The sequence below is a fragment of the Pseudomonadota bacterium genome, from assembly GCA_016195085.1.
Taxonomy (GTDB): Bacteria; Pseudomonadota; Alphaproteobacteria; order SHVZ01; family SHVZ01; genus JACQAG01.
Genome location: JACQAG010000035.1, coordinates 1 through 21,658 on the forward strand (window position 1 = coordinate 1; position 21,658 = coordinate 21,658).

The following is a 21,658-nucleotide window of genomic DNA, read 5'->3' on the forward strand; positions in this document are numbered from 1 at the left end:
AAGGCTGCGGCGCGATCGCCCGCGCCCCCAACGCGAGCTCCACTCGGATCGATCAGCAGAAATCTTCCAGCCCCCCAATCCAGGAGGATCAAATGCCCCAAATCGCCCTTGACAGAAAAAGCCCCATACAAGGGACGGGGTGAGGGTCTTCGGGGCCAAGCCTTACCATGGGCCGGATGCGGGACTATATTTTGCCAAGATCCAGTCAGCGGAGAGGCGTCATGCAGCTCAAGACCGAGACCCCGCCCACCTCGCTTCCTCTCAAGGACCAGCGCCTGCTCAAGAATCTGGCTTATGTCGACGGCGCCTGGGCGGCTGCCGATGACGGCCGCCGTTTCGCCGTCACCGATCCCGCCGACGACAGCGTCATCGTCGAGGTACCGGACATGGGGGTGAAGGAGACGCGGCGCGCCATCGAGGCGGCGAATGCCGCTTGGGGCCCCTGGCGCAAGAAGACCGCCAAGGAGCGGGCGAACATCCTCAGGAAATGGTTCAACCTGATGATGGAGAACCAGGACGATCTGGCGCTCATCATGACCGCCGAGCAGGGCAAGCCCTTGACCGAGGCCAAGGGCGAGATCGCCTATGCCGCCTCCTTCGTCGACTGGTTCGCCGAGGAAGGCAAGCGCATCTATGGCGACGTCATTCCCACCTACGCGTCCGATCGGCGCATCGTCGTCCTAAAGCAGCCGGTGGGCGTGGTCGGCGCCATCACGCCGTGGAATTTCCCCGCCGCCATGATCACCCGAAAATGCGCCCCGGCGCTGGCGGCGGGCTGCCCGGTGGTGGTGAAGCCGGCGAAACAGACGCCGCTCTCGGCCCTCGCCTTGGCCGAGCTCGGCGAGCGCGCCGGGATTCCCAAAGGCGTGTTCAACATCATCACCTCCAACCGGTCCTCTGAAATCGGCGCCGAGCTCACGTCCAATCCGATCGTGCGCAAGATCGGCTTCACCGGCTCGACCGAGATCGGCAAGCTCCTGATGCGCCAAGCCGCCGGCACGGTGAAGAAGGTCTCGCTCGAGCTCGGCGGCAACGCTCCCTTCATCGTCTTCGACGACGCCCAGCTCGATGCCGCCGTCGCCGGAGCGGTCGCATCCAAGTTCCGCAACACCGGGCAGACTTGCGTGTGCGCCAACCGCTTCCTGGTGCAGGACGGCATCTATGACGCGTTTGCCGCCAAGCTTGCCGAGACGGTGAAGACGCTCAAGGTCGCCCGCGGCACCGAGCCCGGCGCCCAGCAAGGCCCGCTCATCGACGCAAATGGGCTGGCCAAGGTCGAGGAGCATGTCGCCGACGCCGTGTCCAAGGGGGCCCGCGTCATCACCGGCGGCAAGCGCCATGCCTTGGGCGGCACCTTCTACGAGCCGACCGTGCTGGCCGACGTCACCACGCAGATGAAGGTCGCCCGCGAGGAGACCTTCGGGCCGGTGGCACCCTTGTTCCGCTTCAAGACCGAGGAGGAGGCGATCCGGCTCGCCAACGACACCGAGTTCGGGCTTGCCGGCTATTTCTACAGCCGCGACATCGGCCGGATCTGGCGCGTCGCCGAGGCGCTCGAATACGGCCTGGTCGGCGCCAATGAAGGCATCCTCGCCACCGAAGTCGCACCCTTCGGCGGCATGAAGGAGTCCGGCATCGGCCGCGAGGGCTCCAAATACGGCATCGAGGAGTTCGTCGAGATCAAATATCTCTGCATGGGCGGGGTCGACCGTTAGCGCGATGAGTACGCGGCGGGTGTTTACGAACGGACCCTCACCCGCCTCGCTGGCGCTCGGCACCCTCTCCCACCTGGGGTGGGATTTGGGAGGGGGTGCGGCGCACCCCCTCCCCGACCCTCCCTGGTCGGGAGAGGGAGGGCCCCGCGCCTTGCGCGGGAGGGTGAGGGTCGTATCGTCGCGCTTCTAGGCCAATCGGGGAGCCTCCCATGTCTCGCTTCGACTTCGATCTCTTCACCATCGGCGCCGGCTCCGGCGGTGTCGCCGGCAGCCGCCGCGCCGGCACCTATGGGGCCAAGGTAGCGATTGCCGAGTCGGTCCGGGTCGGCGGCACCTGCGTCTTGCGCGGCTGCGTGCCGAAGAAGCTCCTGGTCTATGGCAGCGGCTTTTCCCGCGACTTCGAGGATGCGGCCGGTTTCGGCTGGACCGTGGGCGAGCGCCGCTTGGATTGGGCGAAGCTGATCGAACGCAAGGACCGCGAGCTCGACCGCCTGCACGCCATCTACATCGCTATGCTGAAGAATGCCGGGGTCCGCATCATCGACGGCCGCGCCAGGCTCGTGGATGCGCACACGGTCCAGGTCGCCGGCAAGACCTACACCGCCGACAAGATCATGATCGCGACCGGCGGCTGGCCAGCGCTGCCGAAGCTCCCCGGCATCGAGCATGCGATCACCTCCAACGAAGCGCTCGACCTGAAGCAGCTGCCCCGGCGCATGGTGATCGTCGGCGGCGGCTATATCGCGGTCGAGTTCGCCGGCATCTTCCGCAATGCCGGGGTGGAGGTGACCGAGATCCTCCGCGCCGACACGGTGCTGCGCGGCTTCGATGACGATGTGCGCCAGCATCTGGCAGCCGAGCTGGCGAAGCAGGGCATCAAGCTCATGCCCCGGACCCAAGTGGTGGCGATCGAGAAGACGGCGGACGGCTTTGCGGTCGCGACCGATGCGGGCCAGCGCATCGAGACCGACCTCGTCCTCTACGCCACCGGCCGGGCGCCAAACACCGCCGGGATGGGGCTGGCGGAGGCCGGCGTCACCCTCAACAAGGCCGGCGCCATTGCCGTCGATGAATGGAGCCGCAGCACGGTCGAGACCATCTACGCCGTGGGCGACGTCACCAACCGCATGAACTTGACGCCGGTCGCCATTGCCGAGGCCCGGGCGGTGGCGGAGACCTTGTTCAACAAGAATCCGATCGTCGCGGACCACGCCAACGTACCCTCGGCCGTCTTCAGCCAGCCGCCGGTGGCGACCGTGGGCTTGAGCGAGGCGGCGGCGCGCAACACCCATCGCCAGGTCGACGTCTACGTGACCCGCTTCAAGCCGATGCTGAACACGCTCGCCGGGCGGGACGAGCGCACCTTGATGAAGCTGGTGGTCGACGGCGCCAGCGACCGGGTGCTGGGCTGCCACATGGTGGGTGCGGATGCGCCGGAGATCATCCAGGGGATGGCGGTGGCGCTTAAATGTGGCGCCACCAAGCGGCAGTTCGATGCCACCGTCGGCATCCATCCGAGTGCGGCGGAGGAGTTTGTGACCTTGCGCGAGAAGCACCCGGAGCTGCCGGCGAAGGCCGCGGATTAGCGCGCTTCGCTAGCGCCAATCGTGGCCGCGCCAGCGCTCCCGGCCTGAGCGATAGGAGAAGCCGAAGCTGCTGTAGCCTCCGCCATAGCCGTAGCCGTAGCCATAGGGGACATAGGCGTAGGGGTAATAACCGTACGGGGAGGTGCCGTAGGGGTAGTAGTACCCGTAAGCCGGCGCGGAGTAAGGGAGCGCCGGCTCGGCCGCGACACATCCCGCCAGCGCCAGACTGAGACCGCCCAGCAGCAGAACGCGCGCCAATACCGTCTTGCCATCGTTCACGGAGGGTGAGCTCCTTCGTCGCCATCCCCTCCCGAGGATCGTCATCTTAGCACACGCAAGGCCGGTCGGTTTCCTTCGCCGCTCCGATTCTGCAGGTCTGCCATGCCGCCGGATGCATGGCGAGGCGGGGCCGGCATCCTCACTATGCCTCTATGCTGCAACGCGCCATGTCCTTGCCCAGACCAGCCCAACTCTCCCCCAACCGGGTCGCCTTCGTGCTCTTGGCCATGGTGACGCTGTGCTGGGGCATCAACTGGCCGATCATGAAGCTGGCGGTGGCCGAGGTCCCGGTGTGGAGCTTCCGCGCGATCTGCGCCGGTGCCGGTGCCTTGGGCTTGCTCGGCATCGCCGCGGCCACCGGCCAGCGGTTCTGGCCGCCTTCCCATCAATGGGGACGGCTCATCCTCGTCGCCATCCCCAACGTCATGCTCTGGAACGTACTCGGCGTCTACGGCCTCAAGCTCCTGCCCTCGGGCCGGGCCGCGATCCTTGCCTTCACCATGCCGCTCTGGGCGGTCCTCCTCAGCATGCTCGTCCTGGGTGAGCGGCTGACGCCCAACCGCGCCCTCGGCCTCCTTTTCGGCATGGCCGGCATGGCGGTGCTGATGGGGGGCGAGGCGGCACACCTGGCCGAGGCGCCGGTCGGCTCGCTCCTGATGATCGCCGCCGCCTTCTCCTGGGGTGCCGGCACGGTCTTGCTGAAGCGCTTTCCCATCGACCTGCCGACCACCGCGCTCACCGGCTGGCTCCTCGTCCTGGGCGGCGTGCCCATGCTCGCCGGCGCCCTTATCATCGATCCGCCCATCCCGTGGCCGCCGAGCCACGCCGCACTCTTCGCGGTCGTCTACAACATGCTGATCGCCTTCATCTTCTGCTATTGGGCGTGGTTCAAGATCGTGAGCCTGGTGCCGGTCAACGTCTCCGCCATGGGGAGCCTGATGATCCCGGTCGTCGGCACGCTGTCGGGCATGCTGCTGCTGGGCGAGTCCGTCGGCTGGCAAGAGGCGGTGGCCCTGGCGCTGGTTCTGGCCGCGGTCGCCACGGTGCTGCGGCCGGCATCCGCTGCAGCCGCTCGCGCTGGTGCCGGAGGGCGGGCCGTATAGAGACGCCAGAACCGATGAGCGCACATCTTCTGCCTTCGCCATCGAAGTCCGCATGACCCTTGCGGTATGCGCGTGCGAGCGATCGGCAGCGCTGAAGACCAGGGTTTTCGCGACACAGGCGCTCAAGTGCTCTCACACCGCATCGCAAAGAAGACATAACCGTAATAGGAACCGTAGCGTCGGTGGACATCGAGTTCGCTCAGCGCCTTGTCGATGCTGCTCAGCACTTCCTCGTCACCGGCGTATTTCTCCCGCAGCATGAACAGGCGCTGCTCCTTCGGCCCGTAATAATCGTCCCACCAAGACCGCTCCGGCAGGGTGAAATGGCCGATGCCGCGGTACCCGGCCGCCTCGATCCGGCAAAGACAGCCCTCAATGGTGGTCATGGCTGGGTATTCCGCCCAGTGTTCGCGGACCACGCTCGGCAAATCGGCCTTGAGCCAGCAAGGTTCGGTCACCACGATCTGGCCCGCGTCTCTGAGCAGCGCCTTCCATGCGTGGAGAGCCTGGCTAAACCCCATGATGTACATCGCCCCCTCCGACCAGATGAGGTCGAAGCTGCCGGCAGCGAACGGCATCGAGGCCATGGCGGCGTTGACCGGCATGATGCGCCGGTGGAAGCCTGCTTCTCCGGCTCGGCGCCGGAGCTCGTCCAGAAACGGCCGATGGGTGTCCAAGGCCGCAATGGGTCCCTGGGTCAGCCGGGCGAGCTCGAGTGTCTGCATGCCGGGCCCGCAGCCGACATCCAAGACCCGTAGGTTCGGCGGCAGCCGCCCCAGCATGCCGAAGGCGCGCCGGGTCGAGCCGTTGTCGCCGGGTCCTTCCCTGGGCAGCCCGCTATGGATCTCCCAGAAGATCGATGGCTTGGCAGGTATCGGGGGCCAGCGCCTCAGCGCGCTTCCGGCTTCATCTCGACCTCGACGAACACCACCTCGCCCGGCCCGTCATTGATGACGTCGTGCTCGACCCCGGCCTCTCTGGTGTAGGCCTGGCCGGTAACCAAGGTCGCGATGCGCTCGCCCGCTTTCTCGGCGAGGCGCAAGGGCCCGCCCCGCATGGGGACGACCACATAGTCGAACTCGTGGCGGTGCCAGCCCGTGTGCGAGCCCGGCGGAAAGCGGTATTCGGTGACCCGGACCCGCTCGGTGTCGATTTGCCTGGTGGCGATCGCGTCCTTGAGCTTGGCTTCAGCCATCTCCAATCCCTTCCCATATCCAATGCTTATAGGGGCTTCCGCCGCCATCCTTGCCTAAAATCCTGGCCTTGCGTATAGGCTTAGAGAACGAATCGAAACCAGAGGATCCGCCATGGCCGGGAAATGGTCGCCAGAGAGCTGGCGCGGCAAGGCAATCGGCCAGCAGCCGGACTACCCGGATGCGGCTGCGCTGGCCCAAGTCGAGGCGCAGCTCCGCGTCTTTCCGCCCTTGGTCTTCGCCGGCGAGGCAAGGAACCTGAAGGCGAAGCTGGCCGAGGTGGCCGACGGCCGCGCCTTCCTCCTGCAGGGCGGGGATTGCGCCGAGAGCTTCGCCGAGTTCCACGCCAACAACATCCGCGACACCTTCAAGGTGCTCCTGCAGATGGCGGTGGTGCTGACCTTCGGCGCCTCCTTGCCGGTGGTAAAGGTCGGCCGCATGGCCGGCCAGTTCGCCAAGCCCCGCTCGGCGCCGACCGAGACCCAGGGAGGGGTCGAGCTGCCGGCCTATCGCGGCGACATCATCAACGGCATGGAGTTCTCGCCTGAGGCACGGCGACCCGATCCGCAGCGGCTCATCCGCTCCTACAACCAGTCGGCCGCCACGCTCAATCTCTTGCGCGCCTTCGCCCAGGGCGGCTTCGCCAATCTGCAGAAGGTGCATGCCTGGAACCTGGGCTTCGTCGCCAACAGCGGCGCCGGGCACCGCTACCAGGAGCTCGCAGACCGCATCCAGGAGTGCCTGGCCTTCATGCAGGCCTGCGGGCTGACGCCGGAGACCATCCGCGAGCTGCGCGAGACGGATTTCTACACCTGCCATGAAGGCTTGCTGTTGGGCTACGAGCAGGCTTTGACCCGGGTCGACTCGACCACGGGCGATTGGTACGACTGCTCGGCCCATATGCTCTGGATCGGCGACCGTACCCGGCAGCCCGACGGCGCCCATGTGGAGTTCTTCCGCGGCGTCAAGAACCCGCTCGCCTTCAAGGCCGGCCCCAGCCTGTCCAGCGACGACGCGCTCCGTCTCATCGACGCGCTCAACCCGGCGAACGAGCCGGGGCGCCTCACCATCATCTGCCGCATGGGTGCGGATAAGGCCGAAGCGAAGCTGCCGCCGCTCGTTCGTGCGATCGAGCGCGAGGGCAAGCGCGTGGCCTGGGTCTGCGATGCCATGCACGGCAACACGGTCAAGTCGGCCAATGGCTACAAGACCCGGATCTTCGATCGCATCCTGGCCGAAGTCCGTACCTTCTTCTCCGTGCATCAGGCCGAAGGCAGCCATGCCGGCGGCGTGCATTTCGAGATGACCGGGCAGGACGTGACCGAGTGCGTGGGCGGCGCGCAAGCGATCGACGAGAGCACCTTGGGCGACCGCTATCACACCCATTGCGATCCCAGACTGAATGCCAGCCAATCGATCGAGCTCGCCTTCGAGCTGGCCGAGCTCCTGAAGCGCGGCCGTGTTGCCGCCGCCTCGCCTATCGCCGCCGCTTCCTGACCGTCCGCTCCGGGCCGCCTCCGAGCGGCCCGGATCCCTCGCCCATAACGAGCCGGGTCGCCCGCCATGCAGCCGACCGTCGACGACATCCCGCGCTTCACCGATCAGTATTTTCTGAAGACCAAGGCCTGCGTCGGCCGCTTCGGCGACAAGCGGGTGACCTATGCCGTCTTCATGCGCCGCCCGGTGACCTCGGCGCCGCGCCTGGCGATCGACTGGCTGGAGACGGTGGCCCGAGCCCGTGGCGTCAGCTTCGAGATCGACCTCAACTACCAGGAAGGTGCTTGGGTCGGCGCCGGCCAGCCGATCTTCTATCTCTCGGGCTCGCTCTTCCATCTGGTCGACCTGGAGACGATCTACCTGCAGAAGCTGGGTGCCGCCTCGGTCGCCGCCTACAACGCCTACACCATGTGCGTCGATCTGCCGAAGACGGCGTTCCTTGCCATGGATGCGCGCCATTGCGCCGGCACCGAGATGGCCGAGCTCATGGCCTACGGTGCCTGCGTCGGCTCCCGGAAGGCGCAGAAGAAGGTGGGCGCCATCGGCTTCGTCGCCAACGCCACCGACGCCACCGCCAGCTATTTCGGCCAGCAGAGCGGCAAAGGCACCATGCCGCATGCGCTCATCGGCTATGCCGGCTCGACGGTGCGCGCGGCCGAGATGTTCCACGAGACCTTTCCCGATGACGGTATCGCCGTGCTGGTCGACTACTACGGCCGCGAGATCACCGACAGCCTGGATGTGTGCCGGCGCTTTCCCGATCTCGCCGCTTCCGGCCGGCTCTCGCTCAGGCTCGATACCCATGGCGGCCGCTACATCGAGGGCCTCGATGTGGGGTCCTCCTATGCGCTCCTCGAGCGCAACGCGCCGGAGGCGATCCGCGGCTACCGCACCGAGGCCGAGCTGCGCTCGCTCATCGGCCCGGGGGTGTCGGCGGCCGCTATCTGGTCCTTGCGCGAGAGTCTGGACAAGACCGGCTTCCCCGCGGTCAAGATCGTCGCCTCCTCGGGCTTCTCGCCGGCCAAATGCAGGGTCATGGCGCTCGCCCGGGCGCCGATCGACGTGGTCGGCACCGGCTCCTACCTGCCGGAAAACTGGAGCGAGACCTACGCCACCGCCGACATCGTCGCCTATGACGGCGAGCCCATGGTCAAGGTCGGCCGCGAGTTTCTGCTGCGCAAGGCGAAGGTCGCCTCGTGAGCGAACCATCGGAACAGCGGGTTTCCCTCGAACCGTTCTTCGTCGAGCTCGGCCGCTCTCTCAGCGCGGCGACAGCGGATGCGCTGCAGGCGCGCCCGAACCCGGGCCAGCTCCGCGTCACGGTCGATGCGGCGATGGGCGCCTTCGAGGACGCGGTCGCCGGCCTGGAGAAATGGTCCGGCCCGGAGCGGAAGCTGGATTGCCGGGAGGGCTGCACCCATTGCTGCCGGCTGACCGTGCTGGCCGACGGCGCCACCGTCATCCGCATCGCGCTCTACATCGAGGAGAATTTCGGGGCCGAGCGGCGGTCCCGCCTCATGCAGCGCATCGCCGAGCGCCAGGCCCTCCATGCCGGCCTCGAGCAGGCGGAGCGGCAGCTCCGGCGCGACCCATGCCCGCTCCTGGAGGACGGTCGCTGCTCGGTCTATCCCGTCCGACCGATGATCTGCCGCTCCTTCAATTCCATGAACGTGGCGACCTGCGAGCGCGAGATCCTGGGCGGCGGCAACCCTGAGGGCATCGATGCCTGGCGGATCCCCTGGCTGGTGGGCCTCGCCGTCAATGAGGGCTTGATGACCGGGCTGGTGGAGGCCGGCTATGTCGACGGCGATGTGGAGCTGGTCGCGGGGTTGGCAATCGCGCTGGGCCAGCCCAATACCGCGGAGCGATGGCTGGCGCATGAGCCGTCGCTGGCGCCGGCGCAGTGGCGCATCGCGCCCGCCGACGATCCCGAAGACCCGGCTTGAAGGCGCATTGAGCGCTTGAAGCCGAGTTGACAGGGGGCCGGCGGCGGCCAATGTTGACCCCATGACCGACAAAATCGGCATTGCGCTCGCCCAGATCAACCCGGTCGTGGGCGACATAGAAGGCAACCTCGCCAAGCTCCGCTGGGCCAGGCTGGAGGCCGCCTGGCTCGGCGCCGATCTGGTGGTGCCGGGCGAGCTCGCGGTTTCCGGCTATCCGCCCGAGGATCTGGTGCTGAAGCCGGCCTTCCTTGCCGCCGTGGTGGACGCGGTCGAGGGCCTCGCCGCCGATACCGCCGATGGCGGCCCTGCCGTGCTGGCGACGGCACCCTGGCCCCACGAGGGCAAGACCCGCAATGCCGCCCTCTTGCTGGATGGCGGCAAGATCGTCTCCACGCGCTTCAAGCACGATCTGCCGAACTACGGCGTGTTCGACGAGAAGCGCGTCTTCGCGCCCGGGCCGATGCCGGGCCCGATGGTCTGCCGCGGCGTGCGCCTGGGCGTGATGATCTGCGAAGATATGTGGACGCCGGATGCGGCGGAGACCCTGGAGGAATCCGGCGCCGAGATCCTGATCGTGCCCAACGGCTCGCCCTTCGAGCTGGACAAGCTCGACACCCGCCACGGTCTGGGCGTGGCACGCGTGGCGGAGACCGGGCTGCCTCTCGTCTATGTCAACCAGATCGGCGGCCAGGACGAGGTGGTCTTCGACGGCGCCTCCTTCGTGCTCGCCGCCGACGGCAGCACTCCCGTGCAGCTTCCGGCGTGGCAGGAGACGGTGTCTTTGACGCTCTGGCGGCGGGGCGCTGCGGGCTGGCGCTGCGAGCCGGGCCTGCAGGTACCGCCTTCCGCCGGGCTCGAGGCGATCTATCAGGCGATGATGCTGGGCTTGCGCGACTATGTCCGCAAGAACCGGTTTCCCGGCGTCATCCTCGGGCTGTCCGGCGGCATCGATTCCGCCTTGACCGCGGCGGTCGCCGCCGACGCGCTGGGCCCGAGTCAGGTCCACTGCGTGATGATGCCGTCGCCCTATACCAGCTCCGAGTCGCTCGAGGATGCGGCCGAAGTCGCCCGGCTCTTGAGCGTCCGTCTCGATACCGTTCCGATCGAGCCGGCGATGCAGGCCTTCGCCCGGATGCTGGCGCCCAGCTTCGACTCGCTGCCGGCGGACATCACGGAAGAGAACCTGCAGAGCCGGGCGCGCGGCATCACCTTGATGGCGCTCTCCAACAAATTCGGCCCGATGGTGCTCTCGACCGGCAACAAGTCGGAGATGTCGGTCGGCTATGCCACGCTCTATGGCGACATGTGCGGCGGCTATGCAGTGCTCAAGGACATCTACAAGATGACCGTCTTCCAGCTCGCCCGCTGGCGCAACCAGCTCTGGCCCGCTGGCGCGCTCGGCCCCGCCGGCCGGGTCATGCCCGAGCGCGTCATCACCAAGCCGCCTTCGGCCGAGCTCAAGCCCAACCAGACCGACCAGGACACGCTGCCGGCCTATGAAGTGCTGGACGACATCCTGAGCGGGCTCATCGAGCGCGAGGAGGACGTGGCCGCCATCGTCGCCCGCGGCCATGACGAGGCGACCGTGCGCCGGGTGTGGCGCATGCTGGACCGCGCCGAATACAAGCGGCGCCAGGCGCCGCCCGGCGTGAAGATCACGTCGCGCGCCTTCGGCCGCGACCGCCGCTACCCCATCACCAACGCGTTTCAGAGATAGACGGCGTGACCACGGTCAACGAGGCCCCCACCCTAACCCTCCCCCGCCTGCGGCGAGGGAGGGGAGATGAGCGCTTCGGCTCCCTCCCCCAGCGTCTGCTGGGGGAGGGCCGGGGTGGGGGCATGCGCGACCGGTGCTCTCTCCTGGAAATCTAGCGGATCATGTCCGTGCTCGTCCGGATCGCGCCGAGTCCCACGGGTCGGCTGCATATCGGCAACAGCCGGACGGCGCTGGTGAACTGGCTGTTCGCGCGCCGCCAGGGCGGGCGCTTCCTGCTCCGCCTCGATGACACCGACATGGAGCGCTCGACCGCGGAGTTCGCGCTCAGCATCGAGGAGGATATGCGCTGGCTCGGTCTCGATTGGGACCTGTTCGCGCGCCAATCCGATCGCATGGGACGCTACGCCGAGGCCGAGGCGCGCCTGAAGGCCATGGGCCGGCTCTATCCCTGCTACGAGAGCCCGGAGGAGTTGGCGCTCCGCCGCAAGGTGCAGCTCGCCGCAGGTAAGCCGCCGATCTACGATCGCGCCGGGCTCAGCTTGACCGAGGCCGATTGCGCGCGCTTCGAGGCCGAAGGAAGGCGGCCGCATTGGCGCTTCAAGCTCGAGCATGGGCCGATCGCCTGGACCGACCTCGTTAGGGGCGCGGTGGTCTTCGACGGCGCCAAGCTCGGCGACCCGGTCCTGGTGCGCGCCGACGGGCGGCCGATCTATGGGCTGGCCAGCGTGGTCGACGACATCGACTTCAAGGTGAGCCACATCATTCGCGGCGAGGATCATGTCGACAACACCGCGGTGCATATCCAGCTCTTTCGGGCGCTGGCGGCTCCGGTGCCGGAATTCGCCCATCTGCCGCTGATCGCCGATACCGAGGGCGGCAAGCTGTCGAAGCGCATCGGCAGCCTCGGCGTGGCGGAGCTGCGCCGGGACGGCATCGAGCCGATGGCGCTCAACAGCCTCTTGGCCCATCTCGGCACCTCCGATGCGATCGAGCCCCATGGCTCGCTGGAGGCGCTCGCCCAGCACTTCGATCTCGGCCATTTCGCCCGTTCGACGCCGCGCTTCGATCCCCATGAGCTGGAACAGCTCAATCACCGGCTGATCCAGACGATGCCGTTTCATGCCGTCGCCGACCGGCTGAATCGGTCGGGCATCGACGCCGATGAGCGGTTCTGGCTGGCGGTCAAGCCGAACCTGACGCGCATCGCCGATGCGGCTTCCTGGTGGCAGGTGTGCCGTGGCGCGGTGGCGCCGGCGATCGCCGATCCCGGCTTCACCGAGACGGCGCGCAGCTTGCTGCCGCCCGAGCCTTGGGACGAGGCGACCTGGGGACGCTGGACCGATGAGGTGAAGGCGGCCACAGCGCGCAAGGGCAAGGCGTTGTTCCTGCCCTTGCGGCTGGCGCTCACCGGCCGCGACCATGGACCGGAATTGCGCAATCTGCTACCCCTCATCGGCCGCGCCCGGGCCGAGGCCCGGCTCGGCGGCAAGACCGCCTGAAGCGACCGAAAAGCGATGCCGCTCAAGCTCCACAACACGCTGACAAGGCGGAAGGAGGAATTCCTTCCGCTCGACCCGAACCATGTCCGCATGTATGTGTGCGGCAACACGGTCTACGACCTGGCGCATATCGGCAATGCGCGCCCGGTTATCGTCTTCGACGTGCTGAATCGCCTGCTCCGGCGGCTCTATCCGCGCGTGACCTTCGTGCGCAACGTCACCGACGTCGATGACAAGATCATCAAGCGATCACGCGAGGCGGGCGAGCCGATCGAGCGCCTGACGGAGCGGACGACGACCGACTTCCAGCAGGACATGCGGGCCTTGGGCGCGCTCGAGCCCGACGTTGAGCCGCGCGCCACCCAGCACATCCCGCAGATGATCGGGATGATCGAAGCCCTCATCGCCAAGGGGCACGCCTATGCGGCCGATGGTCACGTGCTGTTCAGCGTGCCTTCGATGGCGGACTACGGCCAGCTTTCCCGGCACAGCCGCGACGAGCTCATTGCCGGCGCCCGGGTGGACGTGGCGCCCTACAAGAAGGACCCGGCGGATTTCGTCTTGTGGAAGCCGTCGGATGCCGCGCAGCCCGGCTGGGATTCGCCCTGGGGCCGCGGTCGTCCGGGCTGGCACATCGAATGCTCGGCCATGGCCAAGCAGTATCTCGGGCCGGTCTTCGACATTCATGGCGGCGGCCAGGACCTGATCTTCCCCCATCATGAGAACGAGATCGCCCAGAGCCGTTGCGCCCACGGCACGCCCTTCATGGCGCGCACCTGGCTGCACAATGGCATGCTGACGCTCGAAGACGTGAAGATGTCGAAATCCCTCGGCAATTTCTTCACCGTCCGCGACTTGTTGAAGGCGTGGCCGGGCGAGGTGCTGCGCTACTACATGCTGACCGGAATCTATCGCCAGCCGCTCAGCTGGACGCGTGCCGGACTCGTAGAGGCGAAGACCGCGCTGGATCGGCTCTACACGGCGCTGCGCAGCGCTGCCGGCGCTCCGGCACTGCCCAGAAATGACGATGTCCCGCTCGATGTCCTGGCGGCGCTCGAAGACGATCTCAACACCCCCTTGGCCTTGAGCCACCTGCACGAGCAGGCGACAGCCCTCAACAAGGCGACCAAGCCTGCCGAGCGGGCCGCGCTCGCCGGCAAGCTTAGGCAGTCGGGCGCGCTCTTGGGCCTGTTGGGCGACCAGCCCGATGCCTGGTTCCAACGCTCGGCATCTGAAGTCGCCGGCTTGGACAGGGAAACCATTGACGGCCTGATCGCCGACCGTCTGGCCGCCCGCAAGGCCAAGAACTTCCGCGAGGCCGACCGCATCCGCGCCGAGCTCGCCGCCAAGGGCGTGGCGCTCGAGGATGGACCAGAGGGCACGACCTGGAAGATGCAAACCGCCGTAGCGAGCGACGCGTGACGGGCCGGCGCATCTATCTCTACGACACCACCCTCAGGGATGGTGCGCAGACCCAGGGCATCGACTTCTCGGTCGAGGACAAGCGGGCGATCGCCGAGGCCTTGGACCAGCTCGGGCTCGACTATCTCGAGGCCGGCTGGCCCGGCGCCAATCCGACCGACGACCGGCTTTTCGCCGAGCCGCCCAATCTCGCCCAGGCGCGGATGGTGGCCTTCGGCATGACCAGGCGCGCCGGCCGCAGTGCCGCCAACGATCCCGGCTTGACCGCGGTGCTGGCCGCGGGCGCCGGCACGGTGTGCCTCGTCGGCAAGGCTTGGGACTTCCAGGTCGAGGTGGCGCTCGGCGCCGACCTCAGGGACAATCTGGCGATGATCGCCGACAGCGTCGCCCACGCGCGAACCCGCGTCGATGAGGTGGTGTTCGACGCCGAGCACTTCTTCGATGGCTACAAGGCCAATCCCGGCTATGCGGTCGACTGCCTCAGATCCGCGCTCGACGCCGGTGCGGCCTGGCTGGTGCTCTGCGACACCAATGGCGGCACCTTGCCGCACGAGATCGAGGAGGTGGTGACGAGCCTCGGTGCCAGCCTGCCGGCCGAGCGGCTCGGCATCCACTGCCATGACGACACCGGCAATGCGGTCGCCAACTCGCTCGCCGCCGTGCGCGCCGGGGCCTGCATGGTGCAAGGCACCTTGAATGGCTTGGGCGAGCGCTGCGGCAACGCCAATCTGGTGACCCTGATCCCGACGCTCATGCTGAAGATGGGCTATGGTACGGGCATCACCGATGCGGGCCTGAAGCAGCTGACCCGCGTTTCCCGGCTTCTGGATGAGCGGCTCAACCGCGCGCCCGACCGCCAGGCACCCTATGTCGGCGAGTCGGCCTTCGCCCACAAGGGCGGCCTGCATGCCGCCGCGGTCGCCCGCGATGCAAGGGCCTATGAGCACATCGAGCCGGAGCGCGTCGGCAATCGCCGCCATGTGGTGGTCTCCGACCAATCCGGCCGCGCCAATCTCGTCGCCCGCTTCCGCGAGATCGGCCTCGAGGTGAAGCCCGACCATCCAGGCCTGGTGGCGCTTCTGGAGACGGTGAAGGCGCGGGAAGCCATGGGCTATGCCTATGACGGCGCCGAGGCGAGCTTCGAGCTCTTGGCCCGCCGGGCGCTGGAGGACGTGCCTCACTATTTCACGCTGAAGCGCTTCCGGGTCATGGATGAGCGGCGCTACAACGCCAAGGGCGCATTGGTTACAGAGTCCGAGGCGACGGTCACGGTCGGGGTCGGCAACGAGCTCCGCCACGAGGTCGCGGTCGGCAACGGCCCGGTGAATGCCCTCGACACCGCCCTGCGCAAGGCGCTCGCCGGCTTCTACGGCAGCCTCGATGCGATGCGCCTGGTCGACTACAAGGTAAGGATCCTGACGCCCAGCGACGGCACCGGGGCGGTCACCCGGGTGATGATTGAAAGCGGCGACGGCCATGGTGCGCGCTGGACCACGGTCGGGGTGTCGGCCAACATCATCGATGCCTCGGTCGACGCGCTCTTTGACGGCATCACCTACAAGCTGATGCGGGACGGCGCCAAGGTCGGCGCCGGCGCCTGAAGCCCGTGCCGACTCTGATGATACCCCCCTCCCTATCCCTCCCCCGCAAGGGGGGAGGGGACAGAGCCGCACCTTTCCCTTCTTCACCCTCCCCCTTGACGAGGGAGGGTAGGGGAGGGGGCGATCTACTATCCAATCACCGAACCTAGCGATGCCGACCAACACGCAGCAGACGCTAATCTTGAGCGGACCGGCGATCATCCTGGTCGAGCCGCAGCTGGGCGAGAACATCGGCACCACCGCGCGCGCCATGCTGAATTGCGGCCTCGATGACCTCCGCCTGGTCCGGCCGCGCCATGGGCGGCCGGATGAGCGCTCCTATGCGGCGGCGAGCGGGGCCGATGTCGTGCTCGATCGCTGCCGTCTCTATGAGCGGGTGGAGGAGGCGATCGCCGATCTCGCCCGCGTCTATGCCAGCAGCGGCAGGCTGCGCGACATGGCGAAGCCGGTGATCACGCCCAGGCTGTGGGCGAAGGAGGCGCGCGCGCTGATGGACTCCGGCGCCAAGCCGGGGGTGCTGTTCGGTCCGGAGCGGAGCGGCCTCGTCAACGACGATCTGGCGCTGGCCGATACCGTGGTGACGGTGCCGCTCAATCCCGGCTTCAGCTCGCTCAATCTGGCGCAGGCGGTGGTGATCCTGGGTTACGAGTGGTTCGTTGCCGACGATCCCACCCCGGAGCGCCAATCCTGGGGATCCGACAGCCTGCCTGCGCCTAAGGCCGAGCTCGTCAACTTCCTCGAGCGCCTGGAGGCAGAGCTCGACGATTGCGGCTTCTTGCGCAATCTCGAGCAACGGCCCTCGATGGTGAGGAACCTCCGCAACCTCTTTCAGCGCGCGCTGCCGACCCAGCAGGAGCTCCGCACCATGCACGGCGTGGTGCGCTGCCTGGTCGACAAGCGGAAATATTAGGACGCGCTTGCCGAAATTGTTTCAGGCGGCGAGCTCGGCCGCCTTGATCGTATAGCGAAACGCGTCGGGATCGAGGCTGTCGAGACGGCCTGCTGCGGTCTCGGCTTGCGGATACATGAGGAACTCCAGCGTCGGTCCTTTCGAGCCCGGGAGCACGATGTCGAGGCCAGAATTGTAGGCAAGCCAGTTGGTCTCCCACGCCCCGAACAGCGTCTTGCGCGCATTCACCACCATCGCATCGGCAAGCGCCAGGTTTCCCGGCGGCTCCTCGAGCACGACCTTGCGCACATCGGCCGGATCGACGGGGAACCAGCCGAAGCCTGTGAAGTAGACTTCCGCCCGGCAGTGCTGCGCCTTGGTGATGATCTCGGAATTGGCGCCGAGGCTCTTGTAGCCGAACTTCGAGGGTGCCACGCGGATGCCATAGAGGTCGCGCGCCGGCAGGCCGGAGGCCCGCGCCATGCCGACGAAGAGCGCGTTCAAGTCGGCGCATTTGCCGCCGAGATTGCCGGTCTCCAGCATGTAGGCGATGTTGCCGAGACCGCAGCCGCGGATCTTGGGATCGCGGAAGGTGTTGTCGACGATCCACGCGTAGAGGAGCCGCGCCTTGTCGACATCCGAGCGGGCGCCCTGGGTGATCTTGCGCGCGGTCTCGCGCACGATGCCGTCGGTCGGCAAGAGCCGGGTGGCGGCGGTATAGTGCAGGCGCGCCTTGGCGCTGAGGGCGGGCGTTGGGCCCGGCTTCGCCAAGTCGATCCAGCGGTCGCGGGCAGCGAAGCGGCTTTGCACCTCGACGACCGGCTTTGCTTCGTCCTTCTCCCACACGGCATGCAGCATCTCGGCGCCGCTTCGCGGATCGCGGACCTGGACCGCATTGGCGGCATTCGTAGTCCACAGGCTGCCCATCAGGCGAATCCAGTCAGGCTCGTTGACCGACGGCAACGGGATCCAGGCCTGGGCCTGGCCCTCGGCTTCGGCGATCTCCATGCGCGTCGTCACCTCGAACCGGCGCCACGCCGTCGGCTTTGGGGCGAAGGCACCGGGTGCGCCTTGCGCGAAGGCGCTGAAGGAGGATGCAGCGCCGAGCGACAAGGCAGTCCCGCCCAGCAAGAAGTCGCGCCTGTTGATCGACATTGGTCGCTCTCCCTTCGCAAAATGGCCGCGGGGTCGACCACCGATCATGGCCGCGCCCCGCCGGACCCAATTGTTTTTGAGAAGAGACTGTCGCCGACGACGATCCCGTCGCGCCTTGGTCGGGGCGGCTCTGCCGCCCGCCGGAGCCAGCCCGTACCGGGCATGAGCACGATTGAAGAAGTGTCGGGGACCCGCCCGGTGCCTGTCAAGCGCGGGCGGGTGAGGGTGCCGGGCCGGCAGCCGGGGCGTCGGTCAGCCGGGAACAAGGTCGGCAGGGGTTCAGAGCGCAACCTAACCGGTTGAGCCCGGCTGGCAATCTCGTCCGTCGATGACGATTTGACAGCCGGTTGGCGCCGACTATACTCCCGCGCCTCTTCCCGGGAACGCGGACGCAACCCGCCTCAAGTCGTGGATGCGCCCCGGCTCGCCTTTCGAGCCCTACCGGGACAACAACACCTGAAACGGAGCCATGTCATGAGCAAGCGCGAAAGCTCGAAATACAAGATCAACCGACGCCTCGGCGTCAATCTCTGGGGCCGGCCGAAGAGCTCGATCAACAAGCGGGAATACGGTCCCGGCCAGCACGGCCAGCGCCGCAAGAAGCCGTCGGACTATGGCATCCAGCTGGCGGCCAAGCAGAAGCTCAAGGGCTACTACGGCAATATCGGCGAGCGGCAGTTCCGGCGCCTCTACGAAGAGGCGAGCCGGCGGCGCGGCGACACCGGTGCGCGCCTGATCGAGCTCCTGGAGCGCCGCCTGGATACCGTCGTCTACCGCATGAAGTTCGTGGCGACCGTCTTCGCCTCCCGCCAGTTCGTCAATCACGGGCATATCCGGGTGAACGGCAAGCGGGTCAACATCGCCTCCTACCAGGTGAGGAACGACGACACGATCGAGATCAAGGACAAGTCGAAGCAGCTCGCTTTCGTGCTGGAGGCTTCGGTCAGCCCCGAGCGCGACGTGCCCGACTATCTCGAGGTCGACCACAAGACGATGAAGGGCAAATTCCTGCGCGCACCGGCGCTCGAGGACGTGCCGTTCCCGGTCACCATGGAGCCGAACATGGTGACCGAGTTCTACTCGCGCTAAACTCGCAAGAGAGGCTGAGCCGCTTTAGCGGCCGACCTGTCTGCTCCAGAGCTGGCCGGGCCTGCGTTGCCGGCCGGAAGGAGTCTCCGCATGCGGTTCTCATCCCTGGTCGATCGCGTCGCCGGCCGCGGCGCGGGGGCTTGGCGCCTCCACATCGAGGCCCTGCAGATGCGCGCCGCCGGCAAGGATGTCATTTTGCTCACCGTCGGCGAGCCCGATCAGGCGCCGCCGGAGCCGATGATCGAAGCCACGGTCGCAGCGCTCCGCCAGCACGAGGTCGGCTACTCGCCCATCCTCGGCCAGGAGCCGGTGCGGAGCGCGGTGGCCGAGCGCTTCGCCCGGCGCACCGGCCGTCCCTGCACCGCCAAAAACGTGGTGATCGTGCCGGGGACCCAGGCCGGGCTCTATTGCGCCTTGCAGTGCCTCGCCGGTGCGGGGGACGAGGTGATCGTGCCCGAGCCCATGTATGCGACATACGAGGCGGTGGCCGGCGCCAGCGGTGCCCGGCTCGTCAATGTGCCGCTCCGGCCGGAGACCGGCTTCCATCCCGATCTCGACGCGCTCGCCCGGGCGATCACGCCGAAGACGAAGGTGATCTGGATCAATAGCCCGCACAACCCGACCGGCGCGGTCATGAGCAAGGCCGAGATCGAGACCGTGGCTGAGCTTTGCCGCAAGCACGATCTCTGGCTCTTGTCCGACGAGGTCTACGAGGATTTGGCCTATGCGCGGGCGCATGTGAGCCCGTGGAGCCTGCCGGGCATGGCCGAGCGCACCGTCGTCGTTTCCAGCCTATCGAAATCCCATGCGGTTCCAGGGTTCCGCTTGGGCTGGATCATCGGCCCCGAGAGCCTTACGGCTCACCTCTTCAATCTGCTCCTCTGCCTGCTCTACGGCGGACCGCCTTTCATCCAGGCGGGCGCGCTCGCAGCCCTTCGCCAGGAGCTGCCGGAAGCGGCGGCGTTGCGCGAGGCCTATCGCAGCCGTGCGGCGATGATGTGCGCCATCCTCGATGCGGCGCCGAACTGCAGGGTGACGCCGCCCGAGGGCGGCATGTTCGTCATGCTCGATGTCCGCGGCACCGGCCTCGGCTCGGAGGCATTCGCCGATGCGCTCCTCAAGCGCCATGGCGTGGCGGTGCTGCCTTGCGACGGCTTCGGGCCCAGCGCCGTAGGCCAGCTTCGCATCTCGCTCACCAATGACGAGGCGATCTTGGCCGATGCCGGAAGGCGCATCGTCCGGCTGGCGACGGAGCTGGCGGGATCGGCCGCTCCGCGCGCGGCGCAGTGAGAGAGGGAGCGAGCGCCATGAACGATCTGCAGCAGCCGATGTTTCTATCCCATGGCGCGCCGACCTTGGCATTGGCGCTGTCGCCGGGAGAAGACAAGGTCCAGGCGTTCATGCAAGGGCTCGGCCGCACGCTGCAGCGGCCGAAATCGATCCTTGCCGTATCCGCGCATTGGGAGACCGAGAACCCGATGGCGGCCGAGACCGATCGGCCGCAGACCATCCACGATTTCGGCGGCTTCCCGCCGGAGCTCTACCGGATCGTCTATCCGGCACCGGGGGCGCCCGCGCTGGCACACCGCGTCGCCGGATTGTTGCTGGAGGCCGGCTTCGCCGCCGGCACCGATCCGAGCTGGGGCCTCGATCACGGCGCTTGGGTCCCGCTCATGAATCTCTTTCCCGAGGCCGACGTGCCGGTGGCCCAGCTCTCCATCCAGACCCATCTCGGCGCCCGCCACCACCTGGCGGTCGGCCGCGCGCTGGCGCCGCTCAAATCCGATGGCGTCTTGGTCATGGGCAGCGGCGGGGCGGTCCACAATCTCCGCCGGCTGGCCCGACCCGGCGGCAACGGGCCGGAGCCCTGGGCCCAGGAGTTCGAGGACTGGCTCGCCGAAGCGCTGGCCCTGGGCCGGATCGATGAGGTCGTCGATTTCGAGGTGAAGGCGCCCCATGGCCGCATGGCCCATCCGCGGCCGGAGCATTTCTATCCGCTGCTGGTGGCCCTCGGCGCGGCCGGCGAGGGTGCGCGCGGCACCGCGCTCTACCGCGGCTTCACCCACGGCAATCTAAGCCTCGCCTCTTTCCGTTTCGCGGGCGCGAGCGGCTGATCGCCTAAAGCATCTCCGAGTGGAAAAAAGGGCCGCACCATTGGGGCGGCCCTTGTTCGCAAAGTTCTGCTCCCGGCGGGAGCTAACGCGTCGCCGTGCTCGTCGCGGTCGTGCCCAGCTGCGGCGAGGCGCCGTTGATCCCAAGCAAGCCATCGACACGGGTGATGGCTGTCGGTGTCAGCTCCTTGTTGGCGCTCTGCGCCAGCTGCTGCCTTGCCGCGGTGATCGCGGCGGCTTGCTTCGCCGGATCGGTGATGGCGAGAGCCGCCTTCATTTGCGTTTCATAGGTCGCGATCTTGCCGACCATCGAATTGGGCGAGGCGTTCTTGAGAGCCGTCGTCGAAGCGTGGGCGGCATTCAGGTTGCCGAGGACATTGGCGGCCTTGCCGCGTGCCTCGACCTCGGCGGACTGGCTGGCGCCGCTCTTGCCGGAAACGCCCTTGTCGGACGCATTGGCGCCGCCATTGCCGCCATGGCTATTGCCCCCGGCATTCCCGCCTCCGTTCCCGCCTCCGTTGCCACCACCGCTGCCCCCGCCCCCGCCGCCACCGTCACTCTTGGCGAATGCCGGGGAGGAGCCGAGGAACTGGTCCTGGCCGAAAGGCATCATCAGCAATCCGGCCGCCAGCATCGCGGCTGCCATCCACTTGGTCGTCTTGATAATGCTCATCGTCGTCTCCGTCGTTGTTGACATCAGCCCCGCGCTCTACCCTTAGGCCGAACTTTACCCTGTGTTTTGCGATAAGCGCTTGAGCTGTTTGACTGTCTGCGGCTTTTCGGCTGCTTTTGTGTCCATGTAGATAGAGGGATATTACTTGACATGGCGCCAGCTTGGTGATTCAAGCTCGTCATG

The 21,658-nt window shown here is 67.3% G+C and carries 19 protein-coding genes; 14 read left to right on the forward strand and 5 right to left on the reverse strand.

Annotation, left to right across the window (positions count from 1 at the left end; translation table 11 throughout):
• Positions 1 to 221: 221 nt before the first annotated feature.
• Together HY058_10665 and gor are read left to right on the forward strand one after the other, a co-directional pair.
• The gene (locus HY058_10665; GenBank protein MBI3497752.1) at positions 222 to 1,715 is read left to right on the forward strand and encodes an NAD-dependent succinate-semialdehyde dehydrogenase; all 1,494 of its coding nucleotides are present in this window, start codon (positions 222 to 224) and stop codon (positions 1,713 to 1,715) included.
• Positions 1,716 to 1,924: 209 nt separating this feature from the next.
• A complete protein-coding gene (gene gor / locus HY058_10670) occupies positions 1,925 to 3,301 on the forward strand; it encodes a glutathione-disulfide reductase (GenBank protein MBI3497753.1) in 1,377 nt (458 codons plus the stop codon).
• Between the two features lie 9 nt (positions 3,302 to 3,310).
• On the opposite strand, the gene HY058_10675 is transcribed toward gor, so the two are convergent.
• Positions 3,311 to 3,559 (reverse strand): hypothetical protein, encoded by a 249-nt coding sequence (locus HY058_10675; GenBank protein MBI3497754.1) that lies wholly within the window; start codon positions 3,557 to 3,559, stop codon positions 3,311 to 3,313.
• 188 nt (positions 3,560 to 3,747) lie between these two features.
• On the opposite strand from HY058_10675, the gene HY058_10680 reads away from it, so the two are divergent.
• The gene (locus tag HY058_10680; protein MBI3497755.1) at positions 3,748 to 4,683 is read left to right on the forward strand and encodes a DMT family transporter; all 936 of its coding nucleotides are present in this window, start codon (positions 3,748 to 3,750) and stop codon (positions 4,681 to 4,683) included.
• 122 nt (positions 4,684 to 4,805) lie between these two features.
• Here HY058_10680 and HY058_10685 read toward each other — a convergent pair whose 3' ends face one another.
• The gene (locus tag HY058_10685) at positions 4,806 to 5,465 is read right to left on the reverse strand and encodes a class I SAM-dependent methyltransferase (GenBank protein MBI3497756.1); all 660 of its coding nucleotides are present in this window, start codon (positions 5,463 to 5,465) and stop codon (positions 4,806 to 4,808) included.
• A 107-nt stretch (positions 5,466 to 5,572) separates the two neighbouring features.
• Complete coding sequence (locus HY058_10690; protein ID MBI3497757.1) at positions 5,573 to 5,878, reverse strand: cupin domain-containing protein; 306 nt, start codon at positions 5,876 to 5,878, stop codon at positions 5,573 to 5,575.
• Positions 5,879 to 5,990: 112 nt separating this feature from the next.
• Between HY058_10690 and HY058_10695 the strand changes: the two genes are divergently transcribed.
• From HY058_10695 to HY058_10730, 8 genes are all read left to right on the forward strand, one after another.
• Positions 5,991 to 7,373 carry a 3-deoxy-7-phosphoheptulonate synthase class II gene (locus HY058_10695; GenBank protein MBI3497758.1) on the forward strand — a complete coding sequence of 461 codons (1,383 nt, stop codon included), beginning with the start codon at positions 5,991 to 5,993 and terminating at the stop codon, positions 7,371 to 7,373.
• A 66-nt stretch (positions 7,374 to 7,439) separates the two neighbouring features.
• Positions 7,440 to 8,573: a nicotinate phosphoribosyltransferase gene (locus tag HY058_10700; GenBank protein MBI3497759.1), complete on the forward strand. Its 1,134-nt coding sequence runs from the start codon at positions 7,440 to 7,442 to the stop codon at positions 8,571 to 8,573.
• Complete coding sequence (locus tag HY058_10705) at positions 8,570 to 9,319, forward strand: YkgJ family cysteine cluster protein (GenBank protein ID MBI3497760.1); 750 nt, start codon at positions 8,570 to 8,572, stop codon at positions 9,317 to 9,319. The genes HY058_10700 and HY058_10705 overlap by 4 nt, the downstream gene beginning before the upstream one ends.
• Positions 9,320 to 9,380: 61 nt before the next feature.
• A complete protein-coding gene (locus HY058_10710; GenBank protein MBI3497761.1) occupies positions 9,381 to 11,036 on the forward strand; it encodes an NAD+ synthase in 1,656 nt (551 codons plus the stop codon).
• Positions 11,037 to 11,197: 161 nt separating this feature from the next.
• A complete protein-coding gene (locus tag HY058_10715) occupies positions 11,198 to 12,535 on the forward strand; it encodes a glutamate--tRNA ligase (GenBank protein MBI3497762.1) in 1,338 nt (445 codons plus the stop codon).
• A gap of 15 nt (positions 12,536 to 12,550) precedes the next feature.
• Complete coding sequence (locus tag HY058_10720; GenBank protein ID MBI3497763.1) at positions 12,551 to 13,957, forward strand: cysteine--tRNA ligase; 1,407 nt, start codon at positions 12,551 to 12,553, stop codon at positions 13,955 to 13,957.
• The gene (locus tag HY058_10725) at positions 13,954 to 15,558 is read left to right on the forward strand and encodes a citramalate synthase (protein ID MBI3497764.1); all 1,605 of its coding nucleotides are present in this window, start codon (positions 13,954 to 13,956) and stop codon (positions 15,556 to 15,558) included. The genes HY058_10720 and HY058_10725 overlap by 4 nt, the downstream gene beginning before the upstream one ends.
• Positions 15,559 to 15,709: 151 nt before the next feature.
• Positions 15,710 to 16,468, forward strand: coding sequence for an RNA methyltransferase (locus tag HY058_10730; protein MBI3497765.1), 759 nt, complete (start codon positions 15,710 to 15,712; stop codon positions 16,466 to 16,468).
• 21 nt (positions 16,469 to 16,489) lie between these two features.
• Here HY058_10730 and HY058_10735 read toward each other — a convergent pair whose 3' ends face one another.
• Complete coding sequence (locus HY058_10735; GenBank protein ID MBI3497766.1) at positions 16,490 to 17,596, reverse strand: transglutaminase family protein; 1,107 nt, start codon at positions 17,594 to 17,596, stop codon at positions 16,490 to 16,492.
• A 480-nt stretch (positions 17,597 to 18,076) separates the two neighbouring features.
• Here HY058_10735 and rpsD point away from each other — a divergent pair, with 480 nt between their 5' ends.
• From rpsD to HY058_10750, 3 genes are all read left to right on the forward strand, one after another.
• Complete coding sequence (gene rpsD, locus HY058_10740; GenBank protein ID MBI3497767.1) at positions 18,077 to 18,691, forward strand: 30S ribosomal protein S4; 615 nt, start codon at positions 18,077 to 18,079, stop codon at positions 18,689 to 18,691.
• Positions 18,692 to 18,781: 90 nt separating this feature from the next.
• On the forward strand, positions 18,782 to 19,981 hold the full coding sequence (locus HY058_10745) for a pyridoxal phosphate-dependent aminotransferase (GenBank protein ID MBI3497768.1): 1,200 nt from the start codon (positions 18,782 to 18,784) through the stop codon (positions 19,979 to 19,981).
• A gap of 26 nt (positions 19,982 to 20,007) precedes the next feature.
• Positions 20,008 to 20,805 carry a dioxygenase gene (locus HY058_10750; protein ID MBI3497769.1) on the forward strand — a complete coding sequence of 266 codons (798 nt, stop codon included), beginning with the start codon at positions 20,008 to 20,010 and terminating at the stop codon, positions 20,803 to 20,805.
• A gap of 82 nt (positions 20,806 to 20,887) precedes the next feature.
• Here the strand turns inward: HY058_10750 and HY058_10755 are convergent, their stop codons facing one another.
• Positions 20,888 to 21,475: a Holotricin-3 precursor gene (locus HY058_10755; GenBank protein MBI3497770.1), complete on the reverse strand. Its 588-nt coding sequence runs from the start codon at positions 21,473 to 21,475 to the stop codon at positions 20,888 to 20,890.
• Between the last annotated feature and the right edge of the window lie 183 nt (positions 21,476 to 21,658).